Annotated in this window: 22 protein-coding genes; 11 read left to right on the top strand and 11 right to left on the bottom strand. The window is 47.8% G+C overall.

Annotated elements, in window-relative coordinates; genetic code table 11:
- Positions 1-53: 53 nt before the first annotated feature.
- The 5 genes from HCZ42_RS13610 to rapA all read right to left on the bottom strand — a co-directional run bounded on the left by HCZ42_RS13610 (position 54) and on the right by rapA (position 7,107).
- Positions 54-1,046, bottom strand: a complete 993-nt coding sequence (locus tag HCZ42_RS13610; protein WP_167421203.1) for a M48 family metallopeptidase — start codon at positions 1,044-1,046, stop codon at positions 54-56.
- Positions 1,046-2,221 carry a YjgN family protein gene (locus HCZ42_RS13615; protein WP_167421204.1) on the bottom strand — a complete coding sequence of 392 codons (1,176 nt, stop codon included), beginning with the start codon at positions 2,219-2,221 and terminating at the stop codon, positions 1,046-1,048. Before HCZ42_RS13615 ends, HCZ42_RS13610 begins: the two co-directional genes overlap by 1 nt.
- A 167-nt stretch (positions 2,222-2,388) precedes the next feature.
- Positions 2,389-3,351, bottom strand: a complete 963-nt coding sequence (locus HCZ42_RS13620; RefSeq protein WP_167421205.1) for a D-2-hydroxyacid dehydrogenase — start codon at positions 3,349-3,351, stop codon at positions 2,389-2,391.
- Between the two features lie 30 nt (positions 3,352-3,381).
- Positions 3,382-4,119, bottom strand: coding sequence for a bifunctional tRNA pseudouridine(32) synthase/23S rRNA pseudouridine(746) synthase RluA (gene rluA / locus HCZ42_RS13625; RefSeq protein WP_167421206.1), 738 nt, complete (start codon positions 4,117-4,119; stop codon positions 3,382-3,384).
- A gap of 78 nt (positions 4,120-4,197) precedes the next feature.
- Entirely contained in the window at positions 4,198-7,107 is a 2,910-nt protein-coding gene (gene rapA, locus HCZ42_RS13630; RefSeq protein WP_167421207.1) for an RNA polymerase-associated protein RapA, read from the bottom strand.
- A gap of 493 nt (positions 7,108-7,600) precedes the next feature.
- On the opposite strand from rapA, the gene HCZ42_RS13635 reads away from it, so the two are divergent.
- From HCZ42_RS13635 to HCZ42_RS13655, 5 genes are all read left to right on the top strand, one after another.
- Positions 7,601-8,977: a PhoH family protein gene (locus HCZ42_RS13635; RefSeq protein WP_167421208.1), complete on the top strand. Its 1,377-nt coding sequence runs from the start codon at positions 7,601-7,603 to the stop codon at positions 8,975-8,977.
- Positions 8,978-9,096: 119 nt separating this feature from the next.
- Complete coding sequence (locus HCZ42_RS13640) at positions 9,097-10,101, top strand: ornithine carbamoyltransferase (protein WP_167421209.1); 1,005 nt, start codon at positions 9,097-9,099, stop codon at positions 10,099-10,101.
- Between the two features lie 255 nt (positions 10,102-10,356).
- Positions 10,357-11,286: an aspartate carbamoyltransferase gene (gene pyrB, locus HCZ42_RS13645; protein ID WP_167421210.1), complete on the top strand. Its 930-nt coding sequence runs from the start codon at positions 10,357-10,359 to the stop codon at positions 11,284-11,286.
- A gap of 17 nt (positions 11,287-11,303) precedes the next feature.
- Positions 11,304-11,765 (top strand): aspartate carbamoyltransferase regulatory subunit, encoded by a 462-nt coding sequence (pyrI, locus tag HCZ42_RS13650; protein ID WP_053410579.1) that lies wholly within the window; start codon positions 11,304-11,306, stop codon positions 11,763-11,765.
- Positions 11,766-11,889: 124 nt separating this feature from the next.
- Positions 11,890-12,279, top strand: coding sequence for a RidA family protein (locus HCZ42_RS13655; protein WP_053410580.1), 390 nt, complete (start codon positions 11,890-11,892; stop codon positions 12,277-12,279).
- A gap of 66 nt (positions 12,280-12,345) precedes the next feature.
- Here HCZ42_RS13655 and HCZ42_RS13660 read toward each other — a convergent pair whose 3' ends face one another.
- Both HCZ42_RS13660 and mdh read right to left on the bottom strand, forming a co-directional pair.
- Positions 12,346-12,537 carry a hypothetical protein gene (locus HCZ42_RS13660; protein WP_167421211.1) on the bottom strand — a complete coding sequence of 64 codons (192 nt, stop codon included), beginning with the start codon at positions 12,535-12,537 and terminating at the stop codon, positions 12,346-12,348.
- A gap of 137 nt (positions 12,538-12,674) precedes the next feature.
- A complete protein-coding gene (gene mdh / locus HCZ42_RS13665; RefSeq protein ID WP_167421212.1) occupies positions 12,675-13,607 on the bottom strand; it encodes a malate dehydrogenase in 933 nt (310 codons plus the stop codon).
- Positions 13,608-14,019: 412 nt separating this feature from the next.
- Between mdh and argR the strand changes: the two genes are divergently transcribed.
- From argR to HCZ42_RS13690, 5 genes are all read left to right on the top strand, one after another.
- Positions 14,020-14,490 carry a transcriptional regulator ArgR gene (gene argR, locus HCZ42_RS13670; RefSeq protein WP_167421213.1) on the top strand — a complete coding sequence of 157 codons (471 nt, stop codon included), beginning with the start codon at positions 14,020-14,022 and terminating at the stop codon, positions 14,488-14,490.
- A gap of 332 nt (positions 14,491-14,822) precedes the next feature.
- Positions 14,823-15,791, top strand: a complete 969-nt coding sequence (locus HCZ42_RS13675) for a TAXI family TRAP transporter solute-binding subunit (protein WP_167421214.1) — start codon at positions 14,823-14,825, stop codon at positions 15,789-15,791.
- A gap of 225 nt (positions 15,792-16,016) precedes the next feature.
- Positions 16,017-18,596 carry a TRAP transporter permease gene (locus HCZ42_RS13680; RefSeq protein WP_167421215.1) on the top strand — a complete coding sequence of 860 codons (2,580 nt, stop codon included), beginning with the start codon at positions 16,017-16,019 and terminating at the stop codon, positions 18,594-18,596.
- A 92-nt stretch (positions 18,597-18,688) separates the two neighbouring features.
- Positions 18,689-19,126: a universal stress protein gene (locus tag HCZ42_RS13685; RefSeq protein WP_167421216.1), complete on the top strand. Its 438-nt coding sequence runs from the start codon at positions 18,689-18,691 to the stop codon at positions 19,124-19,126.
- A 144-nt stretch (positions 19,127-19,270) separates the two neighbouring features.
- Complete coding sequence (locus tag HCZ42_RS13690; RefSeq protein ID WP_167421217.1) at positions 19,271-19,666, top strand: DUF2061 domain-containing protein; 396 nt, start codon at positions 19,271-19,273, stop codon at positions 19,664-19,666.
- Here HCZ42_RS13690 and HCZ42_RS13695 read toward each other — a convergent pair.
- Positions 19,663-20,463: a glycosyl hydrolase 2 galactose-binding domain-containing protein gene (locus tag HCZ42_RS13695; protein WP_167421218.1), complete on the bottom strand. Its 801-nt coding sequence runs from the start codon at positions 20,461-20,463 to the stop codon at positions 19,663-19,665. The two genes, HCZ42_RS13690 and HCZ42_RS13695, sit on opposite strands and share 4 nt — an antisense overlap.
- Before the next feature lie 120 nt (positions 20,464-20,583).
- Complete coding sequence (rraB, locus tag HCZ42_RS13700) at positions 20,584-21,000, bottom strand: ribonuclease E inhibitor RraB (protein ID WP_167421219.1); 417 nt, start codon at positions 20,998-21,000, stop codon at positions 20,584-20,586.
- A 567-nt stretch (positions 21,001-21,567) separates the two neighbouring features.
- On the opposite strand from rraB, the gene arcA reads away from it, so the two are divergent.
- Entirely contained in the window at positions 21,568-22,788 is a 1,221-nt protein-coding gene (arcA, locus tag HCZ42_RS13705; protein ID WP_167421220.1) for an arginine deiminase, read from the top strand.
- Between the two features lie 79 nt (positions 22,789-22,867).
- Here arcA and tldD read toward each other — a convergent pair whose 3' ends face one another.
- Complete coding sequence (gene tldD / locus HCZ42_RS13710; protein ID WP_167421221.1) at positions 22,868-24,313, bottom strand: metalloprotease TldD; 1,446 nt, start codon at positions 24,311-24,313, stop codon at positions 22,868-22,870.
- A gap of 9 nt (positions 24,314-24,322) precedes the next feature.
- Positions 24,323-25,141, bottom strand: a complete 819-nt coding sequence (locus tag HCZ42_RS13715) for a carbon-nitrogen hydrolase family protein (protein ID WP_167421222.1) — start codon at positions 25,139-25,141, stop codon at positions 24,323-24,325.
- Positions 25,142-25,150: the final 9 nt, after the last annotated feature.

Below are 25,150 nucleotides of genomic sequence, written 5' to 3' on the forward strand. Positions count from 1 at the left end.
TAAAACAAAAGGCAGCGAATTCGCTGCCTTTTTTGTTTCTTTTGACTTGAGTATTAATCCCGAGCGGCTTGGATGCGCTGCTCGAAATCTGGATGAGAGTTAAGCCACTCTGGAACATCAAGTGAGTCTTGCTGCTGGAACAACTCAAACATTTCCGCCATCGGTTCACTGCTGCCGTATACTTTCACCATTGCTTGTTTCGCAAAGCGGTCGGCTTCACTCTCCGCCTGCCTCGAATGCCCGTTAGACAAGAAGAACACGCCAACACCTGCAAGGTTATCAACAATACCTGAACTCTCACCGGTCAAAAGTGCTACCCCGACCGACAAAATACTCGAGTGAACCAACTTCTCCATCATGTGACGATGATGAACATGACCAATCTCGTGCAGGATAATGCTATCCAGTTGCTGCTCATTCGCGGCGAGCTCAACCAGTTGGTCAAGCAAAATTACTTTCCCACCCGGCAAAGCAAACGCATTCGCACCAATGTCTGATGAACGAAAAATGATTTCGACCGGATACGGCAATGGATCCAACTGCCGCAAATGCTGGGTGACACGCTGTCGAATCGCTTCTTGCTGCTCTAGGGGTAACTCGCTCGGTTGCCAGTTGTTATCAAAGGTTTCCAGAATCTTGTTACCCAAGCTCACCGAGACCGAGTCTGGCAGCGACTGTGCCACTTTCTCGCTAACCCAAGGCAACGCGTAAAAATAGCCACCGAGCACTACACCCAGACACACAGCTATTGCAACGAGCCAAGCCATCACGTTGGATTCGATTTTATCCACCCATCCTGACTTGCGGTTACGTTTGAGCCACGCGCTAACTTCTACGCTGCGCTCCACGACAAAGACCCAGCCATCAGGGAAAGCAAACCGAATCGGCAAATTGCCAACAGGCACGCTGATTTCTACTTCCTGTTGCTGACAGCTGATGATATCGCCGCCCACACGAAGGCTTAAGAAATTGGCTTGGCTGACGTCCAGCTCCGCCTCATAACGAACGGAGCTACGAGGCGGAAAGGCGGTTCCTTGAATCCGCATTAACCGATACCAATGCCGATATCGAACGCTTGTGCGACTTCATCGGTAATCGCAGATTTCACATCAGAATCTAGGTCTATCGCCTCTAACAACGTCATATCACCGATCACTTCGGTATTGTCTGCTAAATAACGTGTAGTTCTAACCATGACCCAAGGACGAGCAATACCTAGCGTGATAACTTGCAGTAAAAAGTTCGACACCACCAGCCACACATAACCAAAGACCGTTAAGCTGGAGTTGAACTGATATTGGTTTTCTGGTGTCTGTTCGTGATTCGCACAAAGCTGACCAAATACATGGTTGCGAACACAAACCGTAGTGTAAGCGCTTAACGCGATAGACAACGCAAACAGAGCCAGGTAGCCAAAGATGAACACGCTCATCTGAGAACCATCTTCCAACGAGCTAAAGTTACCGTTTTGCAGCGCATGGAAGTCCATCCCACTAAATACCGAACCGAGCATAACAAAGCCCAATAGCGCAGAAGCAAGCACACCAATTAATAATGCTTTAAGGTAGGTTTTGATAAAGAAGCCGTTGGTCAGCTCGGCACTGAACTTCCAATCGCCGTACTGATAGCCATTAGCAAAGAACTTCTGCACGCCCGCGATCACCCAGCCGTAAAGCACAGCCAATAGGATCAATGAGCTTGCGCCTAAAATCACCGCTGCCATCACCGACTGGGAGGCAATAGCAACCACGATAGAAAAATAGATCATCGCCACCAGCAAAGCACCCAGACCACGCCCAAGTAGCGATAAATACGCGTCCTTTAGCGTTGCGGTAAATGAAAAGCGCACATTACGGTAGCTGGTCATCGCCGCGTCAAAACGCGCATTGCTCCATAGTAACCACGGTAAAGCTGCGTAAAAGACTAATAGCAACACCATACTGATCATCGGCGCGATACTGTTAGACACCGACCACAACAACACAACAACCAAAGCCACTAAACGCCCTTTAAGAATTTGCATTGGCGTGGCGTGGTATTCGAAGTTGTCTCCGGCAATCGACGTATTGCCATAAAAGTAACGTTTGGTGCGAACTTTCGCCCAAGCGGAGTAGATACCTAGCGTGATGATAGAGAGCAAGATATTGACAATCCAGATGCCAAAAAACTCGCCTCCTCGACCATTAAACTGCACAGGGTTTGTAATTTGATTGTTTTCCATGCTTTGGTTTTCCTGACGTTTGAATAAATAACCTTACTTGCAACAATGTCTTACATTTCATTCAAAGCGTCTATAAGCAACGCCAGAAAATACATCACCAATAGATATGCATCACAAACCATAGTTAGCGAAAATGTAATCTACGATGATTCATCTACTCATCAACATTACACGACTCGGTTCTGTTCTCGCCCTGCGATAAAGGCGGCGATGTTATCCATTAAAATATCCACCAAGCTCTGGATGGAGGAATCACTGCCCCAAGCAACATGAGGAGTGAGTAGCAGATTCGGTAGATCCATTGCGTCCAGTAACGGATTATTAATGTCTGCTGGTTCTTGAGTAAATACATCCACTCCCGCCCCGGCAATTACGCCTTGGCGTAGCGCAGCAACCAAAGCGGTCTCATCGACCAGTCCACCACGACCTGCATTGATCAAAGTTGCGCTCGACTTCATCATCGCCAACTCTTGCTCACCAATTAAGTTATGGGTCTGCTCGTTGAGCGGGCAATGTAAAGTCAGCACATCAGATATCTTCAGCGCTTGTTCAAAGGGTACAAAACCATCTCGACACGGCTGAGCGCCTTTGCGTTCGGCGAAAATCACCTGCATACCGATCGCCTTAGCCAAAGCCGCCGTCGCCTGCCCTAACGCGCCAGAACCAACGATACCCAGCGTCGAACCCGCTACATCGGTGATTGGGTGGCTAAAGAAGCAGAACTGCTTGTTGCGTTGCCATTCTCCTTTGGCGATGTCTTGATGGTAACCAAACAAGTTTCGCTTTAGCGCGTACGTCATGGCGATGACGTGCTCAGGCACTGAGCGGGTTGAATAACCTTGAACATTAGTTACAGCAATGTCGTGTTCGCGGCAAAATTCAACATCGATGTTGTTAAAGCCGGTCGCTGATACCGCGATCAATTTCAAATCAGGCAGTTGGCTAAGCACTTGCTGGTCTAGCACGACTTTATTGGTGATCACGACTTGAGCATCTTTAAGTCGCTCGACGACTTGTTCCGGAGAGGTAAAGTCATACTCGATCCATTGATGATCGAAAGGCAGATGAGGAAGTTCGATATGAGTTGGGATCGTGGCACGATCCAAGAAAACAACAGTAGGCAGCGACATACAATCTCCTTGTGCTGCCTTATATCGGTATTATGGTCTTGGCAGCGTTTTGTAATCCGGTAATTTTCGCACAGGATCAAAATAGTTAAAGATCATCTCTTCCGCTTCAGGATAGAAGTCACAAGGAACGAAGATACTACGTAACCAGTGGCTGCGGGGATGATAGAAACTCAGCTCCGCCGCGTGCAGTTCCAGACGATCAGAAAACTGAAACGCTTCCCCTTCCGAATAGAACTCATCGCCGACAATCGGGTGACCGAGCGCTTGCATGTGTACGCGTAGCTGATGAGAGCGCCCTGTGATCGGCAGTAAGCGAACAATCGTGGTCTTCTCTTCTCGCTTAGCGACCTGGAACAACGTCTTCGACGGCTTGCCGTCATCAAAACAAACTTTCTGTTTCGGGCGATTCGGCCAATCACAAATGAGCGGCAGTTCAACCACTCCTTCGTCTTGTTCGACCTGTCCCCACACTCTGGCATAATACACCTTGTGGGTTAAACGATACTGAAACTGCTTCTTCAACGCACTTTCTGCACTCTTACTTTTCGCCAGAAGCATTAAGCCGGAGGTACACATATCCAAACGGTGAACCACCTGAACCTCTGGGTAAGTTTGTTGCAGTCGCGACCACATGCTGTCGTGGTGCTCCGGCGCACGACCAGGTACAGACAACAGTCCCGACGGTTTATTCACCGCCAAGATATGCTCGTCTTCAAACACAATATCAACCCAAGGATCGGCCGGTGGGTTGTACTCTAGCATTGCCATGGATTTGTTCCGATTGAGATTACCGAGACAGCTTGCCGCCTTACCCCATCGATAAGGCAAACAAGGCCTGAGTCTAAATTAGTTGTGTGAGACAACAATCATACGCAATGAATCAAGCTGGTACTGAGCTTGACCGATATAACCCGTCAGCTCTTTGATTTGCTCGTCAATCGCTTCAATTTCTTCATCACGGATATTCGGGTTAACCGCTTTCAGCGCTTGTAGGCGCTCCAGCTCTGCATTAAGGCTAGATTGCATCTCTTTCTGCGCTTGCTCGCGAATCGCCGCCACTTTCTCGACGATCAGTGTGTCGCCCGCGGTAATCATTTGATGTACTTGAGCTTGTACTGACGCCACAAGCTTAGTCGCAATATGGCGACCGACTGGGCTCAACTGACGGTTAAAGCTGTCGAATTCAACCTGCGATGAGAGATCATTGCCTTTGCCGTCTAACATCAAACGAATTGGCGTAGTTGGCAAGAAGCGGCTAATACCACTGCGTTTCGGCGCTTGCGCGTCCACTTTGTAGATCAGCTCAAGTAGCATGGTACCGACAGGTAACGCTTTGTTTTTCAGTAGAGAAACCGCAGTCGTACCGACACCTTCACTCATCAGAAGGTCAATACCGCCTTGGATCATCGGGTGTTCCCAACTGATAAAGTGCATGTCTTCACGTGACAGCGCGGTTTCACGGTCAAAAGTGATCGTCGCCCCTTCGTACGGCAGACCTGGGTAACTCGGCACCATCATGTGCTCTGACGGCGTTACAACCAGCGCATTTTCGCCTTTGTCATCTTGGTTTAGACCGATCGTGTCAAACAGGCTCAGCGCGAAGGTCACCAAATTGGTATCACCATCGGTCGCGGCAATCTTTTCAACGATCGCTTGCGCTTTTTCGCCGCCGTTCGAGTGCATCTCTAACAAACGGTCTCGGCCTTGTTCTAGCTGCGCTTTAAGCTCTTTGTTCATGGCGGCAGACTCGGCAATTACCTCGTCTAACTCGCTGGTATCGCCTGAACCAAGCATGTCAATCAAACGGTCAGCGTATTTGTCGTATACCGCGCGACCAGTCGGACAAGTTTCGGCAAACGCATTCAAACCTTCGTCGAACCAACGCGCTAGGATCGCTTGTGACGTACCTTGCAGGTAAGGAACGTGGATATCGATATCGCGGTTTTGACCAATACGGTCCAAACGGCCGATACGCTGCTCAAGCAAGTCTGGGTTGAATGGCAGATCGAACATCACCAACTGGTTAGCAAACTGGAAGTTACGACCTTCAGAGCCAATTTCACTACAGATGAGAACCTGCGCACCGCCCTCTTCCTGAGCGAAGTAAGCGGCTGCTTTGTCGCGCTCTAGAATCGACATTCCTTCGTGGAATACCGTCGCACGGATGCCTTCACGCTCACGCAGTGCTTGCTCCAGTTGCAGCGCCGTACTCGCGCGCGACGCAATCACTAAGATCTTCTCACTGCGCTTATCTTTGATTTTTTCCAATAACCAGTTCACGCGACTATCGAACTGCCACCAGCTCGCGTCATCACCTTCAAACTCTTGGAAGATCTCTTCTGGGTAAAGGTTCTTCATCGCGCGAGCTTCAACACTGATCTTGCCGCCAATCATGCCCGATACACGCATTGACGTAGTGTATTGCTGTGGGATTGGCATCGGTACTAGGTTTACGTTACGCGTTGGGAAACCTTTGATCGCCGCGCGAGTGTTTCGGAACAACACGCGTCCCGTACCGTGGCGGTCCATTAAGTTATCAATCAGTTCTTGGCGTGCTGCCGCTTTTTCTACTTCGTCGCTGTCGCTCTCGATAATACGGAACAAAGGCTCAACGTCTTGCTCTGACAGCAGCTCAGTGATCTGGTTTTTCGCGTCGTTTTCCAGCTTGTTACCAGAAAACAGCGCGCTAACAGAGTCGGCAACTGGCGCGTATTGCTCTTCTTCTTTGACGAACTCTTGGTAATCAAAGAAGCGGTCTGAATCAAGAAGACGCAAACGGGCAAAGTGGCTCTCACGACCAAGCTGTTCTGGGGTTGCAGTGAGCAACAATACGCCAGGAGTGCGTTCTGCTAAGCCTTCAATCACTTGGTATTCACGGCTTGGGTTTTCAGGACTCCACTCAAGGTGATGCGCTTCATCGACCACCAACAGATCCCACTCGCCTTCTAACGCTTGTTCAAAACGCTTGCGACTCTTACGCAAGAAGTCGAGTGAACACAGCACATATTGCTGGGTATCAAATGGGTTCTCAGAATCGGCATACGCTTCGATGCAGCGTTCCTCGTCGAAGATCGAAAAATGCAGGTTGAAACGACGCATCATTTCCACCAACCATTGGTGCTGCAACGTTTCTGGTACCACAATCAGGATACGCTCAGCACGACCTGCCAGTACTTGCTGGTGGATGATCATACCCGCTTCGATGGTCTTACCGAGGCCAACTTCATCCGCAAGCAATACGCGTGGCGCGTGACGACGGCCCACTTCATGCGCAATGTAAAGCTGGTGAGGAATCAAACCGGCACGCATACCACACAGACCACGCATTGGGCTCTTGTGTTGTTCGTATTGGTTCATCAGCGCGCGGTAACGCAGCACGAAGTTGTCCATACGGTCAATTTGACCCGCGAACAGTTTATCTTGTGGCTTATTGAAACGAATTTGGTTGCTCAGCATGATTTCACGCAGCTCAACCTCTTGTTCACCGGTGTCTTCACGTGTACCGATGTAAGTAAACAGGCCTTGATCTTCGATGACTTGTTCAACTTTTAGTGACCAACCTTGTTGGCAATCAATCACGTCACCGGTATTAAAAGTCACTCGGGTTACAGGCGCATCAGTTCGAGCGTAAACTCGGTTTTCTTCAGAAGCTGCAAACATTAACGTCACAGTACGAGCATCCAATGCTACAACAGTTCCTAAACCTAGATCGCTCTCTGTATCGCTGATCCAGCGCTGGCCCAAAGCAAAAGTCATGAATCGACTACCTCACCTGTTTTAATTCGAAAATGGGTCTATTTATCTTAGCTATTCTGACGTGACTTAAAAGGCGTCTAACGGGGAAAATGTGTCAGCGGCCACGCAGAAAAAGGCCGCTAATCTTACTCGAAGCTGTGATATTGGTCACGCACAAAGACCTCAAAAATCAACAAATTTTTGCCGACCTTTTGCATGACATCAAATTGTAAGAAAACAGTGGCACATCTAAAAGGGAGAGTTGAAATTTTGATTTATAATCTTAGTGACAGACAGCCATTACTCGACGATTGAAGCACTTTTAGTGATGACTGCTGTTAAGGATGAAGATCAACACGGGTTTGCAGCAATGTCGTCGAACCACTCGATCCCCATTTGGGGTATCCGATCGCCAAGATAAGATGTCGTCGGCTACATTCTGCAAGCAAGCGCAGTTAGGCCCTTCATTTTGAGTATGAAGGCGAGCACGCCGCACACGGCAAAGGAGACGCTTATGGGCGACACGGATCGAAAACTATTCGTCCTCGACACCAATATCCTTCTTCACGAACCTTTAGCTATCTACTCCTTCCAAGAGCACGACGTCGTTGTCCCCATGACAGTGCTTGAAGAACTTGACCGAATCAAAGACAGTAAACGCGACGTAGCCCGCGATGCACGAGTTGCGATCCGCGCGCTTGAAGCACTTTTCAAAGAAGCGACCCCCGATGAAATTTCCGAGGGTATCCCGATTAATCGCGACAAAGAACACACCGGGCATATCTCAATTCTTGCCGATTTCGAGTTGCAAGAGACCGTTAAAGCCTTTGCCGACAAAGCGGGCGATAACCGTATTCTCAATGCCGTTCTTTACTTACAAAACAAACGCGCGCCACGCGAAGTGGTACTGATCACCAAAGACATCAACATGCGCTTGCGTGCCAAAGGCGCGGGAGTTCGTTTTGTTGAAGACTACCGAACAGACCAACTGATCGACGACGTTCAATACCTAACTAAAGGTTTCCAGCAAGTGGAAGGCGACTTCTGGAGTGACGTTGAACAAGTTGAAACCAAAAACCTTGCCGGGCGCACCTACCATGTTCTTGACCGAGAGCCGTTCGACCCCACTTACATCAACCAGTACGTGATTGATGAACAGAGTGATTTTGCCGGCCGTGTTGAAGAAATTACCCCGGAAAAAATCACACTCAAAGACCTTAGCCGCGAGCGCATGATGCACCGCCGAGCCTGGGACATTACACCGAAAAACATTTACCAAGGGATGGCGATGGACGCCCTACTGGATCCCGAAATCGACTTAGTGATCTTAACGGGTGCCGCCGGTAGCGGTAAGACATTGCTCGCGATGGCCGCGGCGTTAGAACAAACCATCGAGCGTAAGATGTTCGATAAGATCATCGTTACGCGAAATACCCCCGATATTGGCGAATCGATCGGCTTCTTACCGGGCACCGAAGAAGAGAAAATGATGCCGTGGTTGGCGGCAGTGACTGACACGTTGGAAGCACTGCATAAAAACGATCACTGCACCGAAGGCTCGCTCAAGTACATTTGCGACAAAGCCAATATCCAGTTCAAATCGATCAACTTTATGCGCGGACGCTCGATCCAAAATGCGTTCGTGTTGCTCGATGAATGTCAGAACCTCACCGCTTCACAGATCAAAACCATCATCACCCGTTGTGGTGAAGGGACGAAGATCGTCTGCTCGGGTAACTTGGCGCAGATTGACTCCCATTACCTCACCCCAGTGACGTCGGGTTTAACCTACATGGTTGAGCGCTTTAAAAACTTTGAAGGCAGCGCCAACATCCACCTCAACGGCGTGGTTCGCAGTCGCTTGGCTGAGTTCGCCGAAGAGAATTTATAGTCACCCCTGGTGAGATATAATTCATATCTCACCATTATTTTAAAATAAATATTCACAAATGCAGTTTGAATATGTTTAACTATCTCCATTAAATGAATGAACATTCAAGGACTGGAGCAATGGCTTTTAACCTACGTAACCGCAACTTTCTTAAGCTACTCGATTTCACCCCAAAAGAGATCCAATTCTTGCTCGATCTTTCTGCTGATCTGAAGAAGGCAAAATACGCCGGTACAGAACAGAAAAAACTGGTCGGCAAGAACATCGCTCTGATCTTTGAAAAAGCCTCTACCCGAACACGTTGTGCGTTTGAAGTTGCCGCTTTCGACCAAGGCGCACAGGTGTCTTACATCGGCCCTTCTGGCTCGCAGATCGGCCACAAAGAATCGATGAAAGATACCGCTCGTGTACTGGGCAGAATGTACGACGGGATTGAATACCGTGGCTTTGGCCAAGAGATCGTTGAAGAGCTCGGCGCGCACGCTGGTGTGCCAGTATGGAATGGCCTGACCGACGAGTTTCACCCAACCCAAATTCTGGCCGACTTCCTAACCATGTTGGAGCATGGGCGTGGCAAACTTTTGCACCAAATCAAGTTCGCGTACCTCGGCGATGCGCGTAACAATATGGGCAACTCACTGATGGTTGGTGCTGCGAAAATGGGCATGGACATCCGTCTAGTCGCGCCTAAAGCCTACTGGCCTGAAGATGAGTTAGTCGCAGAATGTCTTGAGATCGCTAAATACACTGGCGCAAAAATCACCTTGACCGAAAACGTCGAAGAAGGTGTCAAAGAGTGTGATTTCTTATACACCGACGTTTGGGTTTCAATGGGCGAAGCGCCAGAAGCGTGGGATGAACGCGTTGCGATGATGACACCTTATCAAGTCAACATGAACGTGATTGAGAAAACGGGTAATCCGCAAGTAAAGTTCATGCACTGTCTGCCTGCATTCCATAACGATGAAACCACCATAGGCAAAGAAGTTGCAGACAAATACGGTATGAAAGGCTTAGAAGTAACCGAAGAAGTGTTTGAGTCTGAGCACTCTATCGTATTCGACGAAGCCGAAAACCGTATGCATACCATAAAAGCCGTGATGGTTGCCACACTCGGTGCATAAGTAAACGACAATTTGCAGATTAAAGCCGCGATGTAATCGCTTGCGTTGGCAAAAGTTAGGCGTATAATGCTCCGCAATTTGTCTGGAGATAGAGAAAAAAATGCCACGTAATTCGTGTTCTACACAGCGTATTACACTGGGTAAGCGAAAATGCTTACCGGCCTTGGTTTTTTCTATTTCTACCGATTTTAAAAGCCTCCCGTAATGGGAGGCTTTTTTATTGCCTAAAATTCGTACTCAGATGGGAAGATGACTATGACAAACTCGCTTTACAACAAGCACATTATCTCGATTCCTGAGCTGTCACGTGACGAGCTGGAATTGATTGTCAAAACTGCTGGTGAACTGAAAGCCGAACCAAACCCAGATCTGATCAAGAACAAAGTGATCGCGAGCTGTTTTTTTGAACCTTCAACCCGTACCCGCCTCTCTTTCGAAACCGCGATTCAGCGCATCGGTGGTGACGTTATCGGCTTCGATAACGGCGGTAACACCTCATTGGCGAAGAAAGGGGAAACACTGGCTGACTCGGTTCAGGTTATCTCTTCATACGTTGATGCATTCGTCATGCGCCACCCACAAGAAGGCGCGGCGCGTCTGGCTTCTGAGTTCTCTAAAGGTGTGCCGGTTATCAACGCGGGCGATGGTGCGAACCAACACCCAACACAAACACTGCTGGACCTGTTCTCTATCGCGGAAACACAAGGCCGCTTAGACGACTTGAACGTTGCGTTTGTCGGCGACCTCAAATACGGTCGCACGGTACACTCACTGACTCAAGCACTGGCAAAATTCAACAATATCCGCTTCTTCTTCGTCGCTCCTGAAGCTTTGGCCATGCCAGACTACATCTGTGAAGAGTTGGATGATGCGGGCATTGAGTACAGCTTACACACCGACATGGAGAGCGTTATCCCTGAGCTGGACGTGTTGTACATGACGCGCGTACAAAAAGAGCGCTTCGATGAATCTGAATACGCACACATCAAATCGGCGTACATCCTAACAGCCGCGATGCTGGAAGGCGCGCGTGAAAACCTCAAGGTGCTACACCCACTACCACGTGTTGACGAAATCACCGTTGATGTCGATAAAACGCCACACGCTTACTACTTCCAACAGGCTGAAAACGGCGTGTATGCGCGCGAAGCTCTGCTGGCTCTAGTTCTGAACCAATCACTGTAATCGAGGGAGAAACGAAGATGACTAAAGAAACTCAATTGCAGGTAGAAGCAATCAAAAACGGCACGGTAATCGACCATATCCCAGCGCAAATCGGGATTAAAGTTCTAAAACTGTTCTCGATGCATAAGTCAGAACAGCGCGTCACCGTTGGTCTAAACCTGCCTTCATCAGCGCTTGGTCATAAAGACTTATTGAAGATTGAGAATGTTTTCATCAGTGAGGAGCAAGCGAACAAGCTGGCACTTTACGCGCCTCACGCGACGGTTAACCAAATTGAAAACTACCAAGTGGTGAAGAAGCTAGCGCTTGAACTGCCGGAGCAAATCAACAACGTGTTTGAGTGTCCGAACACCAACTGTATCTCGCACAACGAGCCAGTAGAAAGCAGCTTTAAGATCTTTGAAAAGAAAGAAGATATCCGCTTAAAGTGCAAGTATTGCGAGAAAGTTTTCTCCCGCGAAATTGTCACTGAACGATAGATTTGTCTGCTAATAATTAAAGTCTAGCCCCACGTTTTTATCGTGGGGTTTTCTCTTTACCTAGCAGCGCTTTCAGGGCAAACTGATTACTCTTTATCCCTAATAATATAGATGGAACATTATAATGACTAAAGTACTTCACACAGAATCTGCACCTGCAGCAATCGGCCCATACATCCAAGGCGTAGACCTAGGCAACATGGTACTGACTTCAGGTCAAATCCCAGTAAACCCAGCAACTGGTGAAGTATCAGCGGATATCGCGGAACAAGCTCGTCAATCACTAGACAACGTGAAAGCGGTTGTTGAAGCATCTGGTCTAACGGTTGCTGATATCGTGAAACTAACGGTATTCGTTAAAGACCTAAACGACTTCGGTACAGTGAACGAAGTTTACGGTAAGTTCTTCGACGAGCACAATGTAGCTCACTACCCAGCACGCTCTTGTGTAGAAGTTGCTCGTCTACCTAAAGATGTGGGTATCGAAATCGAAGCGATCGCTGTTCGCAAATAACAGCAAGGTTGTCAGCCTTTAAAAAAGCGAGCTATTAGCTCGCTTTTTTGATCTCTCTATTCAGGCTCAGTAGTACTTATCACAGCCGCTGTGCAGTTGAGGGGCTTCATATAATTCACTCGCTTCAGCGGCGAATTGCTGCTGCGTCGCACGATCCTCTAACAACACAGTTTGCATTTTCTGGTCAACGACCAGCACTTTGCCGATGCCCTGCTCGCAAGTCAGCCACATACCTTTCTCGATTTGGCTCAATTCCATATTTTCTCTCCTTTAACTAATACCAATCGTAGTAAATAACTGTGATTGGTATGACTGCCCGTTTCTACGTAATCACAGACTGGAGAGATCAAAAAAGCCGACTCGAAAGCCGGCTTAACTCAATCAGTTTTTTACGCTTACTTTGCGAAATCAACACCGATTTGGATGTCGCCGTTTAGCGTTTCTAGCATGCCGTCAAGCGCTGACTTCTCGTAGTCACTTAGAGGGCCGTAGCTGAGTACTTCTTCTACACCTTCTTTGCCTAGTTTCACTGGCTGTGCGAAGAATGGTGCGTGCTCGCCGCTACCTTCAACGTAAGCGTACTCGACAACTTCTTGACCTTGAAGTGCTTTAACTAGAGATAGACCAAAACGACATGCCGCTTGACCCATTGAAAGCGTTGCGCTACCGCCACCCGCTTTCGCTTCAACAACTTCAGTACCCGCGTTCTGGATACGCTTAGTTAGTGCTTCGACTTCTTCATCTGTGAACTCAACGCCTTCAACTTGAGATAGTAGTGGCAGGATAGTTACGCCAGAGTGACCACCGATAACAGGAACGCGTACGTCACCTGGATCTTTTGATTTAAGGTCTGCAACGAAAGTTTCAGAACGGATAACGTCTAGTGTTGTTACACCGAATAGGCGACGCTTGTCGTAAACGCCCGCTTTTTTCAGTACTTCAGCCGCGATAGGCACAGTTGTGTTCACTGGGTTAGTGATGATACCAACTAGCGCTTTTGGACAAACCACAGCGATTCGCTCTGCTAGTGATTTTACGATGCCTGCGTTAACGTTGAACAGGTCAGCACGGTCCATACCTGGCTTACGCGCAACACCCGCAGAGATAAGAACCACGTCAGCACCTTCTAGTGCAGGCGTTGGGTCTTCGCCCGCGTAACCTTTGATTGATACAGGCGTTGGGATGTGGCTTAGATCAGCTGCAACACCTGGAGTTACCGGCGCGATGTCATACAATGCTAGGTCTGAACCAGCAGGAAGACGGTTTTTCAGCAATAGTGCTAGGGCTTGACCGATGCCACCAGCGGCACCAATAACGGCTACTTTCATTGTAGTTCTCCTTGAGATGACTCTCTTATATATACGTATCTTGTAGGGTTGGATATACCTGAGCAACCTCACCCTATATGGCTATTTTGCCATTCTCTAATTCACCAATGAGGTCACTTAGGTATAGAAAATTTTGAGCGTAACCAAGCTATAGCAATCACAAGCTGATTACAATCAATTAACGCCAGCTTTGCGACCTCGCGCAATCCAGCTAAAACGTGCTACACCCTTGCGCGACATATTACTTCCTTCTTCTTTAATGACAACTATTTAACTGTGTTTCATATCACTAATTAAACGTAATTTTTCAGTGATACGTTAGACAGATTTGCCCTCCCGTCGTAGCAATGACTGCATAGCTATGCGAGAATATGCACTTGCTTTTTATAGAACTATTTGGTGAAAGAGAACCATGCGCCATTCAGAAAAACAAGACAACCTAGTCCGCGCCTTCAAAGCCCTATTGAAGGAAGAACGCTTCGGCTCTCAAGGGGATATCGTAGAAGCTCTGAAAAACGAAGGCTTTGAGAATATCAACCAATCAAAAGTTTCACGTATGCTGACCAAGTTTGGTGCTGTACGTACACGAAATGCCAAAATGGAAATGGTTTACTGCCTTCCTGCGGAATTAGGTGTCCCGACGGTATCAAGCTCACTTCGCGAGTTAGTATTAGATATTGACCACAACAATGCAGTGGTTGTTATTCATACTGGCCCAGGTGCAGCGCAGCTGATTGCTCGTCTATTGGACTCTTTAGGTAAGTCAGAAGGTATCCTTGGTGTTGTTGCTGGTGATGATACGATTTTCATTACTCCAACCCTATCGGTAACCACAGAGCAATTATTCAGTTCAGTGTGCGAACTCTTTGAATATACTGGATAGTTTCCAGTTTAAGTCAGTAATTTGAATCGCGCCGCCAATTTTATGGCGTGATTCAGTTCACATCTTATGAAAATCACCTCAATAAAGACAAATCCCATAAATGTATGATTTTTCTTACCTTTAACGGTAAGTTTTGATTTTACCGTCTGGGCACTCTTCACTATTTTTCACTACATTGATTAACAATCGTGTAATTATTTAGCGATTTTTTGGTATTATTCAGACACTTTTTCAACAAATGGATTGAAAAAGATGCCGTTTCCAATACTAGGAAACTCCCGAAGCAACTACACTTGCCTTAGGGTTAATAATGAATAAAGGAAGGGAAATTCATGGCATTTAACAAACTTATCAAAGTTGGCGCTATTGCAGCAGCGGTAATGGGCGCTGGCGCAGTTAACGCTCAGGAATTCATCACTATTGGTACGGGCTCTGTGACAGGTGTTTACTACCCAACTGGTGGTGCAATTTGTAAGCTGGTTAACAAAGGCCGTAAAGACCACAACATTCGTTGTTCAGTAGAATCTACTGGCGGTTCAATCTACAACGTCAACACTATCCGTGCAGGCGAACTAGATTTCGGTATCGTTCAGTCAGATTGGCAATACCACGGTTACAACGGCACAAGTAAGTTTGAAGAACAAGGTCCGTACAAAAAACTGCGTGCAATGTTCTCTCTTCACACTGAACCTTTCAACATCATCGCACGTAGCGATGCTGGCATTGAGAACGTAACAGACCTAGCGGGTAAGCGCGTAAACATCGGTAACCCAGGCTCTGGTGACCGTGCGACCATGGGTGTTGTTATGGAAGCGATGGGTTGGACAAACGACAGCTTCAAACTAGCGTCAGAGCTAAAAGGCTCAGAGCGTTCTCAAGCACTGTGTGATAACAAGATCGACGCATTCGTGTACGTGGTTGGCCATCCAAACGGATCAATCAAAGAAGCGACAACGTCATGTGATGCGAAGCTAGTATCGGCATCTGGTCCTAAGATCGATGAGATCGTATCTAACAACCCTTACTACGCGTACAGCACAGTACCAGCAGGTATGTACCGCGGTACAGATAAAGACGTAAACAGCTTTGGTGTTGCTGCAACTATGGTAACCACTAGCGATGTATCTGACGAAGTGGCGTACAACGTAGCAAAAGCGGTATTCGAAAACTTCGATACGTTTAAGCGTCTTCACCCTGCATTTGCAAACTTGAAAAAAGAAGACATGGTGAAAGCTGGTCTTTCAATCCCTCTACACCCAGGTGCAGAGAAGTACTACAAAGAAGTTGGCCTACTTAAGTAAGCGTTCTTTGTTCTGGGGAGGTGTGAGCCTCCCCAGTCATTCTCGGTGACTTTTTCTTTACTGACACCATGTTTAGAGTTTCACATTTTTGAAACTCAACTCCGTTTTATACCTAAGAAAATCAAACGACTGAGCAATATTTCATCTTTTCACTACACTGAAAGATGTTAAATATCGGTTCACAAAACAAAAATAATCGAACCACATATAACAAGGATAAAGTACATGTCGAAGACAACATCTCCGTCTCAAGATGTGCAAGATATGGTCGCTCAAGCCGATACAGGTGCTCGTGCCCCGCAAGGGGTTCCCGGTCGCATCCTTTGGTTTGTGCCACTATGCTGGTCACTATTTCAACTATGGTACGCATCCCCTCTGCCTTTTATTTTTAATTTTGGCGTACTCAATGACACGGAAGCGCGTTCAATACACCTTATGTTTGCGGTATTTCTTGCGTTTACCGCTTATCCAGCACTGAAGCATTCTCCGCGAGACCGCATTCCTGCTCTAGATTGGATACTTGCACTAGCGGGTAGTTTTTCTGCTGCCTACATTTATTTGTTTTATACCGAACTAGCCGGACGTTCAGGTGCACCAACAACCGTTGATATTGTCGTAGCGGTTGTCGGTATGGTCTTGCTTCTTGAAGCGACTCGACGCGCGTTAGGTCCACCACTAATGGTGGTTGCTGCCGTATTCCTACTTTACACCTTTGGCGGTCCTTACATGCCAGACGTGATCGCGCACAAAGGGGCAAGCCTGAACAAAGCCATGTCTCACCTTTGGCTAACCACCGAAGGCGTATTTGGTGTCGCGCTTGGCGTATCAACCTCATTTGTATTCTTGTTTGTACTATTCGGCGCCATGCTAGAGCGCGCAGGCGCAGGTGCTTACTTTATCAAGGTGGCTTTCTCCCTACTTGGTCACATGCGTGGTGGTCCAGCGAAAGCGGCGGTTGTCGCATCGGGTCTTTCTGGCCTAGTGTCAGGCTCGTCGATCGCGAACGTAGTTACTACAGGTACCTTTACGATTCCATTGATGAAACGCGTTGGCTTCCCGGGCACCAAAGCAGGTGCTGTTGAAGTTGCCGCATCGACCAACGGTCAGCTTACACCACCAATCATGGGCGCCGCGGCTTTCTTGATGGTTGAATACGTGGGTATCTCTTACGTTGAAGTTATCAAAGCCGCACTACTACCTGCGCTTATTTCCTACATCGCACTGATTTACATCGTTCACTTAGAAGCGTGTAAAGCAGGAATGGAGGGGCTGCCTCGTCGCCATAACCCAACTCTGGTGCAGAGCCTGCTGTCGTTTACTGGCACCATCTTAGGCCTATGCGTAATCAGTGCTGTGGTCTATTACGGTGTGGGTTGGACCAAAGATGTCTTCGGCGCAGCAGCAACCCCAATCGTGACGGTGGCGTTATTGATCGCGTATGTAGCATTGGTCAGCGTCTCAGCTCGTCACGCGAAAGATGGCGAGATCGAAATCGATGCGGAACTCAATGAAGTGCCGGATCCGGGTCCAACTATTAAATCGGGCTTGCACTACCTACTACCAATCGTTGTGCTGGTTTGGTGTTTGACGGTTGAACGCTTCTCACCTGGTCTATCCGCATTCTGGGCGACGGTATTTATGATCTTCATTTTGATCACCCAACGTCCACTTATCGCTATCTTGTCCAAACAAGGTGATCTGCTAGAACAAACTAAAGTTGGATTTATTGATCTTGCCGAGAGTCTTGTCGCGGGTGCGCGTAATATGATCGGTATCGGTGTTGCTACGGCGGCGGCGGGTACGGTTGTTGGCGTGGTAACTCTTACAGGTATCGGTTTGGTTATGACCGACTTTGTCGAGTTCATTTCCGGTGGTAGCGTGATCCTAATGTTGCTGTTTACCGCAGTGATCAGCTTGATCTTGGGCATGGGTCTACCGACGACGGCGAACTACATCGTCGTATCCACCTTGATGGCGCCGGTTATCGTTACCTTGGGTGCTGAACACGGTCTGATCATTCCATTGATCGCGGTCCACCTATTCGTGTTCTACTTCGGTATTTTGGCCGATGATACCCCACCAGTAGGTTTAGCCGCGTTTGCAGCAGCAGCGATTGCCAAGTCGGATCCTATTCGAACCGGTATTCAAGGTTTCACTTACGATATACGAACCGCGATCCTGCCGTTTATGTTTATCTTTAACACCCAGCTACTCTTGATGGGCATAGACAGTTGGTGGCACTTAACGTTGACCGTCGTCTCCTCGGTGATTGCGATGCTGATATTCTCCGCTGCAACCCAAGGCTGGTGGTTTACCAAGAACAAGTGGTGGGAAACCGTTCTACTGTTAGTGCTGACGTTTACTTTCTTCCGTCCAGGTTACTGGTGGGACAAGATTTACCCAGCCACCATCCTTTACCCAGGTACAAGCGTGACTGAAATTGTCGAAGGCTTGAAAGTAGGTGAGGAGGTCGAACTGATGGTCGCTGGTGAAAACCTTGAAGGCGATTACAGCTCGAAGACCGTTCGCCTACCGTTCGATGATAGAGCGAAGACGGCTGAAGAGCGCATCTCTTCAATGGGTCTGATGCTAAACAACGAGAACGGCCGCATGCTGGTGGATATGGTCGAGTTTGGTAGCCCTGCTGAAGCTGCAGGTATCGATTTTGATTGGGAAATCCGTTCGGTTGTCGTCGATTCAGACCGCCCGATGAAAGAATGGGTGTTCGTCCCTGCGCTATTGATCTTGTTTGGCTTAGGGATGAACCAAAAACGCCGTATTCGTAAAGAGCAACAAGCCGCGTAATCAACAAGCTCCACCGTTGAGGTGGAGCTACACTTTAATCAGGATACATTTACTCAGCTCCTTAAAGGGAGCGTTGAATAAGAGACACAGCAATGTACAAACAAATCCTTGTACCAGTAGACCTGAACGATCAAGGCTTTTCTGACAAAGCACTGAAAACCGCCGTTTGGCATGCGAAACATTCCAATGCACAACTGCACTTGCTCAATGTGCTTCCGGGTATTCATATGTCGATGGTCGCGACTTACTTCCCGAAAGACGCAGCGAAGAAAATGAAGCAAGATGTCGAGAAGCAACTGAAAAAGTTTGCCGTTGACCATATCCCAGAAGAAGTGGTTTACAGCATTAATGTGGCTGAGGGGAAGCCGTCTTCGACGATTCTCGAATACGCAGCGAAATTGGGTGCTGACCTTATCGTGATGCCTAGTCATAAACGTTCAAAGATCGACAAAGTGATTTTAGGCTCGGTTGCTAACAAGGTGGTGCAGAAGTCACCGATCAATGTCTTAGTCGTCAAGCCACAAGGCTAGTCGATAGCTTTAATTTAAAAAAGGGCTCTAAGAGCCCTTTTTTAATCGGTGTTAACTATCAATCTTATAGTTATATCCACCTTTCTTAAATGCAAATAGTTATCAATAATGGTTCTATCGAAACAACAACGGTTGGACTATCCCATGAAAAAGACCATCACATTTGCCGCAATACACTTCACAATTGCTTTCAGCGTGGCGTACGTTCTGACTGGTGATATTTTACTTGGCAGTCTGATCGCTATGATCGAACCAATGGTGAACACGGTGGCTTTCTACTTCCATGAACGCACTTGGCAAAGCCATACAAAACTTCGCTCTCTTGCAAACGCAACAGGGATCAAAACCACCAGCTTTGCTGTGATTCACTTTAATGTTGCATTTGGTGTGGCGTACTTGATGACAGGCAGTTGGCTAGTCGGTGGAGTGATGGCGATGATTGAACCAAGCATCAACACCATGGCCTTCTACTTCCACGAGAAAGTATGGCAGCGTAAACAAGCGCCACACACTTCGGCATGGCACTGCGCACACGCTTAGATCGGGAAATGCGTCACGCACAGGTCTTCACTGAGACCGATTTTGAAGCTCTGAACCTGTCCATCTAAACTCACTTCCAGTTGATAAAAATCAGCTGGATTTGGGTTTTCTGCGTCGATATAAACCGGCGCTTCGACTTGGAATAGCGCGCTGGCGTGGTTGTTTCTCACATCGATCGGCACGTGATAGGTCATGCCATTAAATTTGACCGAAGCAGACACTAAGCCAGCGGATAATGTTTTGTAATACAGCTCGACCATAAACTCACATCCACCACCGTGGTGCCAGATTTGTTCGGTCGTGATGTGCTCTAAACGCATATGACGAATAAACTGCAGGTACGGTTCTTTCCAGATACCGATTCGCTGATCAAAAACTTCCGGCTTTTGCTCTCCCAACGAGCAGAGCTCTGCCAAGTCTTCGTCGAAAATCAGTCCCTCTTCTTCTTCAAGGAACAGAATCTCAAAGCGGTTTCGACCAAGCTGCATGAACGGACGGATGTCTTTTCTGTACTCGGCTTGCGTGCCATCGCAATCAAACAGGGCAATACCGTTCAGACGTACCTCTGCGTGATAATCGACACCACCTAGCACGAGGTCAACCGCAGGAAAAGCCAGCATGGCGTCGTCCACTTCGATGTCGTGCATCAGGTGCCATTCTTGTTCGGCGATGGTTTGTTCATCTAGCTCGACAGGCAGTTTGTCACTTAGTGGAGCAGGAAATTCAATATCATCTTGAGGAATCGAAAGATCTGTCAGGGGAGAGATTTGCCAAAGGCCTGCTAAAGAAAGCTGCATAGAACGTCCACTGGTTTAATTGAGCTAGATCAATTTTCGATTATAAAACAGTGCGCATGACAAAGATACAAAAATGCCAGTCGTTATGACTGGCATTCAAAAACAAGTTAGCGAGTTGAATTACGCTTCGTCTTCATCATCTTCTTCTGGATAAAGCGCGTCTTCACCTTCGTAATACGTACCCCAACCATCGTAGATGATGTCGTATTTCTCAGCTAGGTGAACCAGTTTCTCAACTTGCGCATCAATCGCTTCAGCATTCAGTGCCGATTCCATTGTCGCGTCACAGCACAGTAGCTTATTGCCGTCTTCGTCTTCGGTCTCTTCCGCTTCTAGGACTTCAAAGCCCATTTTAAACGCTTCAACAACCGCTTTTTCTAGCGTTGCAAAATCTTCTGCGAACAGGTGGTGCTCGATCTCATAAAGAGCTTCTGGATCACTGCCGTCTTCAAGTAGTGCTTGGATAATGTCGCGAGTATCTTCTTTTTGAATCTCAATTAATTCTTCAACTGATAGATATTCATCTTCATGAGACATAAGTCGTGCTCCAGATAGTGACAATATTGATCGTAATTTAACGCACCGGACTATCGCATGTATCTAAGCAAAATACCACCCAGAATCACTGAAGATCCGGATCTTTATTGGCAGATCCGCACTCAAATTAATCTGATCGAGTTCACAAGACGAGAAAGTTAACATTTTTTTATCATTTGTTGTATTCAGAATTATCTGCCGAGCTATCAACGGCGATTTGCCGCCAATGTATGCGTTTTTATTATTTTACTCTGCATATATCCAGATATGGTCCAAATGCATAAAAAGCCACTTTATCGCGCCTAGTAAGATAGCTTATGCATAGCTATGTAGTAAAAGCTCAATGCCGCCACAAACCTGTTGCAGCAGGTTATCGAATAGCAACGCACTCTCCCGCCAAAGCGGAAAAAAATACAAAATAGCAAAACCTCGACACTCAAGATTAAAATATCAGTATATATAACCAAACATTTGTCATAAGTAAGAATTTACATCCATCATGCCCGCTTGCATCTTAATAACATCCTTGTCATAAATACGCTCAATAGTTATTTGTAAGGATGCAAAATGAGTAAGCTGTATGTAGGCTCTGAAGTTGGCCAGTTAAGACGAGTGTTGTTAAACCGCCCGGAGCGCGCACTGACACATTTAACCCCATCAAACTGCCATGAACTACTGTTCGATGACGTATTAGCGGTTGAAGCCGCAGGCGAAGAGCACGACAAATTTGCCCAGACCTTGACTGAGCAGGGCGTCGAAGTACTACTACTGCATGACCTATTGGTAGAAACGCTTGAAGTACGTGAAGCGAAAGAGTGGCTGCTTAACACTCAGATTTCAGATTTCCGTTACGGCCCTATCTTTGCGCGTGACTTGCGCTTTTACTTAGCGGAGATGGATAACGAGCACCTCGCAACTATCCTACTTGGTGGCCTTGCCTATTCTGAGCTACCTATTTCTACCGCATCGATGTTACCAAAGATGCATCGCCCGCTTGATTTCGTTATTGAACCACTACCGAACCACCTGTTCACACGTGATACCTCGTGCTGGGTATACGGCGGTGTGTCACTCAATCCAATGATGAAACCTGCGCGCCAACGCGAGACAAACCACCTTAAAGCGATTTATCGCTGGCATCCAGTGTTCGCTGGTCAGGACTTTATCAAGTACTTTGGTGACGAAGACCTTCACTACGATAATGCCAACATTGAGGGTGGTGACGTTTTAGTTATCGGTAAAGGTTCTGTGTTGATCGGCATGTCTGAGCGTACCACCGCACAAGGCGTGGAAAATTTAGCGGCGAATCTGTTTAAACACGGCCAAGCGAAAGAAGTGATCGCGATAGAGCTTCCTAAGCACCGCTCGTGCATGCACTTGGACACAGTCATGACGCATATGGATATCGATACTTTCTCGGTATACCCAGAGATCATGCGCAAAGACCTCAACACATGGCGCTTAAGTGCCAAAGATGATGGTGACATTAAGGTTGAACAAGTGCCTAGCTACATTCACGCGATTGAAGAAGCTTTGGGGCTGGATTACTTGAAAGTCATTACCACCGGTGGTGACAGCTACGAAGCAGAGCGTGAACAATGGAACGACGCAAACAACGTATTGACCGTAAAACCAGGCGTAGTGATTGGTTATGAGCGCAACGTTTACACCAACGAAAAATACGACAAAGCAGGCATTGAAGTACTGACTATTCCAGGTAACGAGCTGGGTCGCGGTCGCGGTGGCGCACGTTGTATGAGCTGTCCAATCGAACGTGACGGAATCTAATCCTCGGTTCAATGCACAAAAAATCAATCAACAAAAAAAGCTGCGACAATCGCAGCTTTTTTATTCGTTGTTGGTGCGGTTACTCGGTGCCGCCCACAGTCAAGGAGTCGAGTTTCAGTGTCGGCTGACCGACACCTACAGGTACACTTTGACCCGCTTTACCACATACACCAACACCACGGTCGATACTCAGATCATTACCCACCATAGACACTTGCTGCATCGCTTCGATGCCCGAACCGATCAAAGTTGCGCCTTTCACTGGTCGAGTGATCTTACCGTCTTCAATCAAATACGCTTCAGAAGCCGAGAATACGAACTTACCGGAAGTGATATCAACCTGACCACCGCCAAAGTTTGGCGCGTACAGACCTTTCTTCACGGTCGAGATGATCTCTTCTGGCGTGTGCTGACCCGGTAGCATGTAAGTGTTGGTCATTCGTGGCATGGGTAGATGCGCATATGACTCACGACGCCCGTTACCCGTCGGTGCTACGCCCATCAAACGCGCATTAAGCTTGTCTTGCATGTAACCTTTCAACACTCCGTTTTCAATCAGAGTATTGTATTGCCCTTTCACGCCTTCATCGTCGACATTGAGTGAACCACGCAAGTCTTTCAACGTGCCATCATCGACAATCGTACACAGTTCAGAGGTCACCTTTTGGCCGACTTTGCCGCTAAATACCGACGACTCTTTACGGTTAAAGTCACCTTCTAAACCGTGACCTACCGCTTCATGCAGCAGTACGCCTGGCCAACCAGAGCCCAAAACGACAGGCATCGCGCCAGCTGGCGCCGCTTCCGCTTCTAGGTTAACCAGCGCCATACGAATGGCTTCGTCTGCGAATTGGTACGCGACTTGGCTACCTTGTTGTTCGGAAATAAAGAAGTCATACCCAAAGCGACCACCGCCACCCGCGCTGCCGCGTTCACGACGTTCACCACGCTGAGCCAGTACGCTGATCGACAAACGAACCAACGGGCGAATATCGCCGGCATAAGTGCCGTCCGTCGCCGCAACCAACATCTGTTCGTGCACACCGCTCAGGCTAATAGAAACTTCTTTGATCAGAGGCTCTTTGGTACGAATATAAGCGTCCAACGCTTTCAATAACTTAGTCTTTTGTTCTTTTTCCCAGCACTCTAGCGGGTTAACCGCACCGTAGACATGTTGGTTATCGCTACGTTGAAACGCTTGGACTTTGCCATTTTGGCCTTGTTGTGCGATACCGCGCGCTGCGATAGCACTTTGTTTCAGTCCATCGAGCTGGATTTGGTCTGAGTAAGCAAAACCGGTCTTTTCGCCCGTCACCGCTCGAACACCAACACCACAATCAATGTTAAAAGAGCCATCTTTGATGATGCTGTCTTCAAGCACTAGAGATTCGTGCCAGCTTGACTGGAAATAGATATCGGCATAGTCGATCTGACGTGTTGCCATACTTGCTAGGGTGTCGGCAACATCTTGCTGTGTCAGCCCTGCAGAGGTTAGCAACGCATCTTCTACATGATTAATTGTCATACTTCGCTCTTAAACTTTTAACTGGTTGTTGAATCTGGTGTGCTCAAGAACAGGCATGGTTTTCCTTAACTCTTGAACTTGATTGAGGTCGATATCGACCACCAAATTCTGTGGCTCATTCTCTAGACTAGCGACGACTTTCCCCCAAGGTGATATCACCATCGAGTGTCCCCACGTTTCTCGTCCACAAGGATGAGTGCCGCACTGGTTAACCGCGATAACCCATGTTTGGCTTTCTATCGCTCTTGCCCTTAGCAAGGTTTCCCAATGCGCTTTCCCGGTAACAGCAGTGAATGCTGCTGGCACTAAAATGACGTTAGCACCACGCTGAGCCAGCTCACTGTATAGCGGCGGGAAACGAACATCATAACAGATTGTCAGCCCCAAATGCGCCAGTGGTGTCTCCACTGAGACGATTTTTGTCCCCGGGGTAAAGGTTTCTGACTCGCGGTAGCGGCTATGTTCATCGTCGACATCAACGTCAAACATATGCAGTTTATCGTAGTGCGCGACGCATTGCCCTTGCGGGTCAAACAGTAAAGAGGTCGTCGTGACTCCAGCCCCACTGCGAATCGGCATACTGCCGACCACCAGCCAAACAGAGTGACGCTTCGCCAGCTCTGCAAGCTGAGAGTGAACCTCGCCCTCGCCAAGTGGCTGTGCCATTTGGTGATAGTCCGCTCGGCTACCAAACACGATACAGTTTTCCGGCGTGACTATCAGCTGCGCACCGACTTGTGCCAGTAACTCCACCTGACGCGCAATAAACGCCAGATTTTCTGCAACCACAGGTCCGGATGTCATTTGAATCAATCCCACTCTATCCATGAGGCCCAT

Origin of the sequence: Vibrio hepatarius, from assembly GCF_011806575.1 — a bacterium.
GTDB classification, from domain to species: domain Bacteria; phylum Pseudomonadota; class Gammaproteobacteria; order Enterobacterales; family Vibrionaceae; genus Vibrio; species Vibrio hepatarius_A.

Coding starts and splice junctions, on each gene's coding strand:
- HCZ42_RS13610 (WP_167421203.1), bottom strand. CDS start 1,046: ATGCGGATTCAAGGAACCGCCTTTCCGCCTCGTAGCTCCGTTCGTTAT.
- HCZ42_RS13615 (WP_167421204.1), bottom strand. CDS start 2,221: ATGGAAAACAATCAAATTACAAACCCTGTGCAGTTTAATGGTCGAGGA.
- HCZ42_RS13620 (WP_167421205.1), bottom strand. CDS start 3,351: ATGTCGCTGCCTACTGTTGTTTTCTTGGATCGTGCCACGATCCCAACT.
- rluA (WP_167421206.1), bottom strand. CDS start 4,119: ATGGCAATGCTAGAGTACAACCCACCGGCCGATCCTTGGGTTGATATT.
- rapA (WP_167421207.1), bottom strand. CDS start 7,107: ATGACTTTTGCTTTGGGCCAGCGCTGGATCAGCGATACAGAGAGCGAT.
- HCZ42_RS13635 (WP_167421208.1), top strand. CDS start 7,601: ATGGGCGACACGGATCGAAAACTATTCGTCCTCGACACCAATATCCTT.
- HCZ42_RS13640 (WP_167421209.1), top strand. CDS start 9,097: ATGGCTTTTAACCTACGTAACCGCAACTTTCTTAAGCTACTCGATTTC.
- pyrB (WP_167421210.1), top strand. CDS start 10,357: ATGACAAACTCGCTTTACAACAAGCACATTATCTCGATTCCTGAGCTG.
- pyrI (WP_053410579.1), top strand. CDS start 11,304: ATGACTAAAGAAACTCAATTGCAGGTAGAAGCAATCAAAAACGGCACG.
- HCZ42_RS13655 (WP_053410580.1), top strand. CDS start 11,890: ATGACTAAAGTACTTCACACAGAATCTGCACCTGCAGCAATCGGCCCA.
- HCZ42_RS13660 (WP_167421211.1), bottom strand. CDS start 12,537: ATGGAATTGAGCCAAATCGAGAAAGGTATGTGGCTGACTTGCGAGCAG.
- mdh (WP_167421212.1), bottom strand. CDS start 13,607: ATGAAAGTAGCCGTTATTGGTGCCGCTGGTGGCATCGGTCAAGCCCTA.
- argR (WP_167421213.1), top strand. CDS start 14,020: ATGCGCCATTCAGAAAAACAAGACAACCTAGTCCGCGCCTTCAAAGCC.
- HCZ42_RS13675 (WP_167421214.1), top strand. CDS start 14,823: ATGGCATTTAACAAACTTATCAAAGTTGGCGCTATTGCAGCAGCGGTA.
- HCZ42_RS13680 (WP_167421215.1), top strand. CDS start 16,017: ATGTCGAAGACAACATCTCCGTCTCAAGATGTGCAAGATATGGTCGCT.
- HCZ42_RS13685 (WP_167421216.1), top strand. CDS start 18,689: ATGTACAAACAAATCCTTGTACCAGTAGACCTGAACGATCAAGGCTTT.
- HCZ42_RS13690 (WP_167421217.1), top strand. CDS start 19,271: ATGAAAAAGACCATCACATTTGCCGCAATACACTTCACAATTGCTTTC.
- HCZ42_RS13695 (WP_167421218.1), bottom strand. CDS start 20,463: ATGCAGCTTTCTTTAGCAGGCCTTTGGCAAATCTCTCCCCTGACAGAT.
- rraB (WP_167421219.1), bottom strand. CDS start 21,000: ATGTCTCATGAAGATGAATATCTATCAGTTGAAGAATTAATTGAGATT.
- arcA (WP_167421220.1), top strand. CDS start 21,568: ATGAGTAAGCTGTATGTAGGCTCTGAAGTTGGCCAGTTAAGACGAGTG.
- tldD (WP_167421221.1), bottom strand. CDS start 24,313: ATGACAATTAATCATGTAGAAGATGCGTTGCTAACCTCTGCAGGGCTG.
- HCZ42_RS13715 (WP_167421222.1), bottom strand. CDS start 25,141: ATGGATAGAGTGGGATTGATTCAAATGACATCCGGACCTGTGGTTGCA.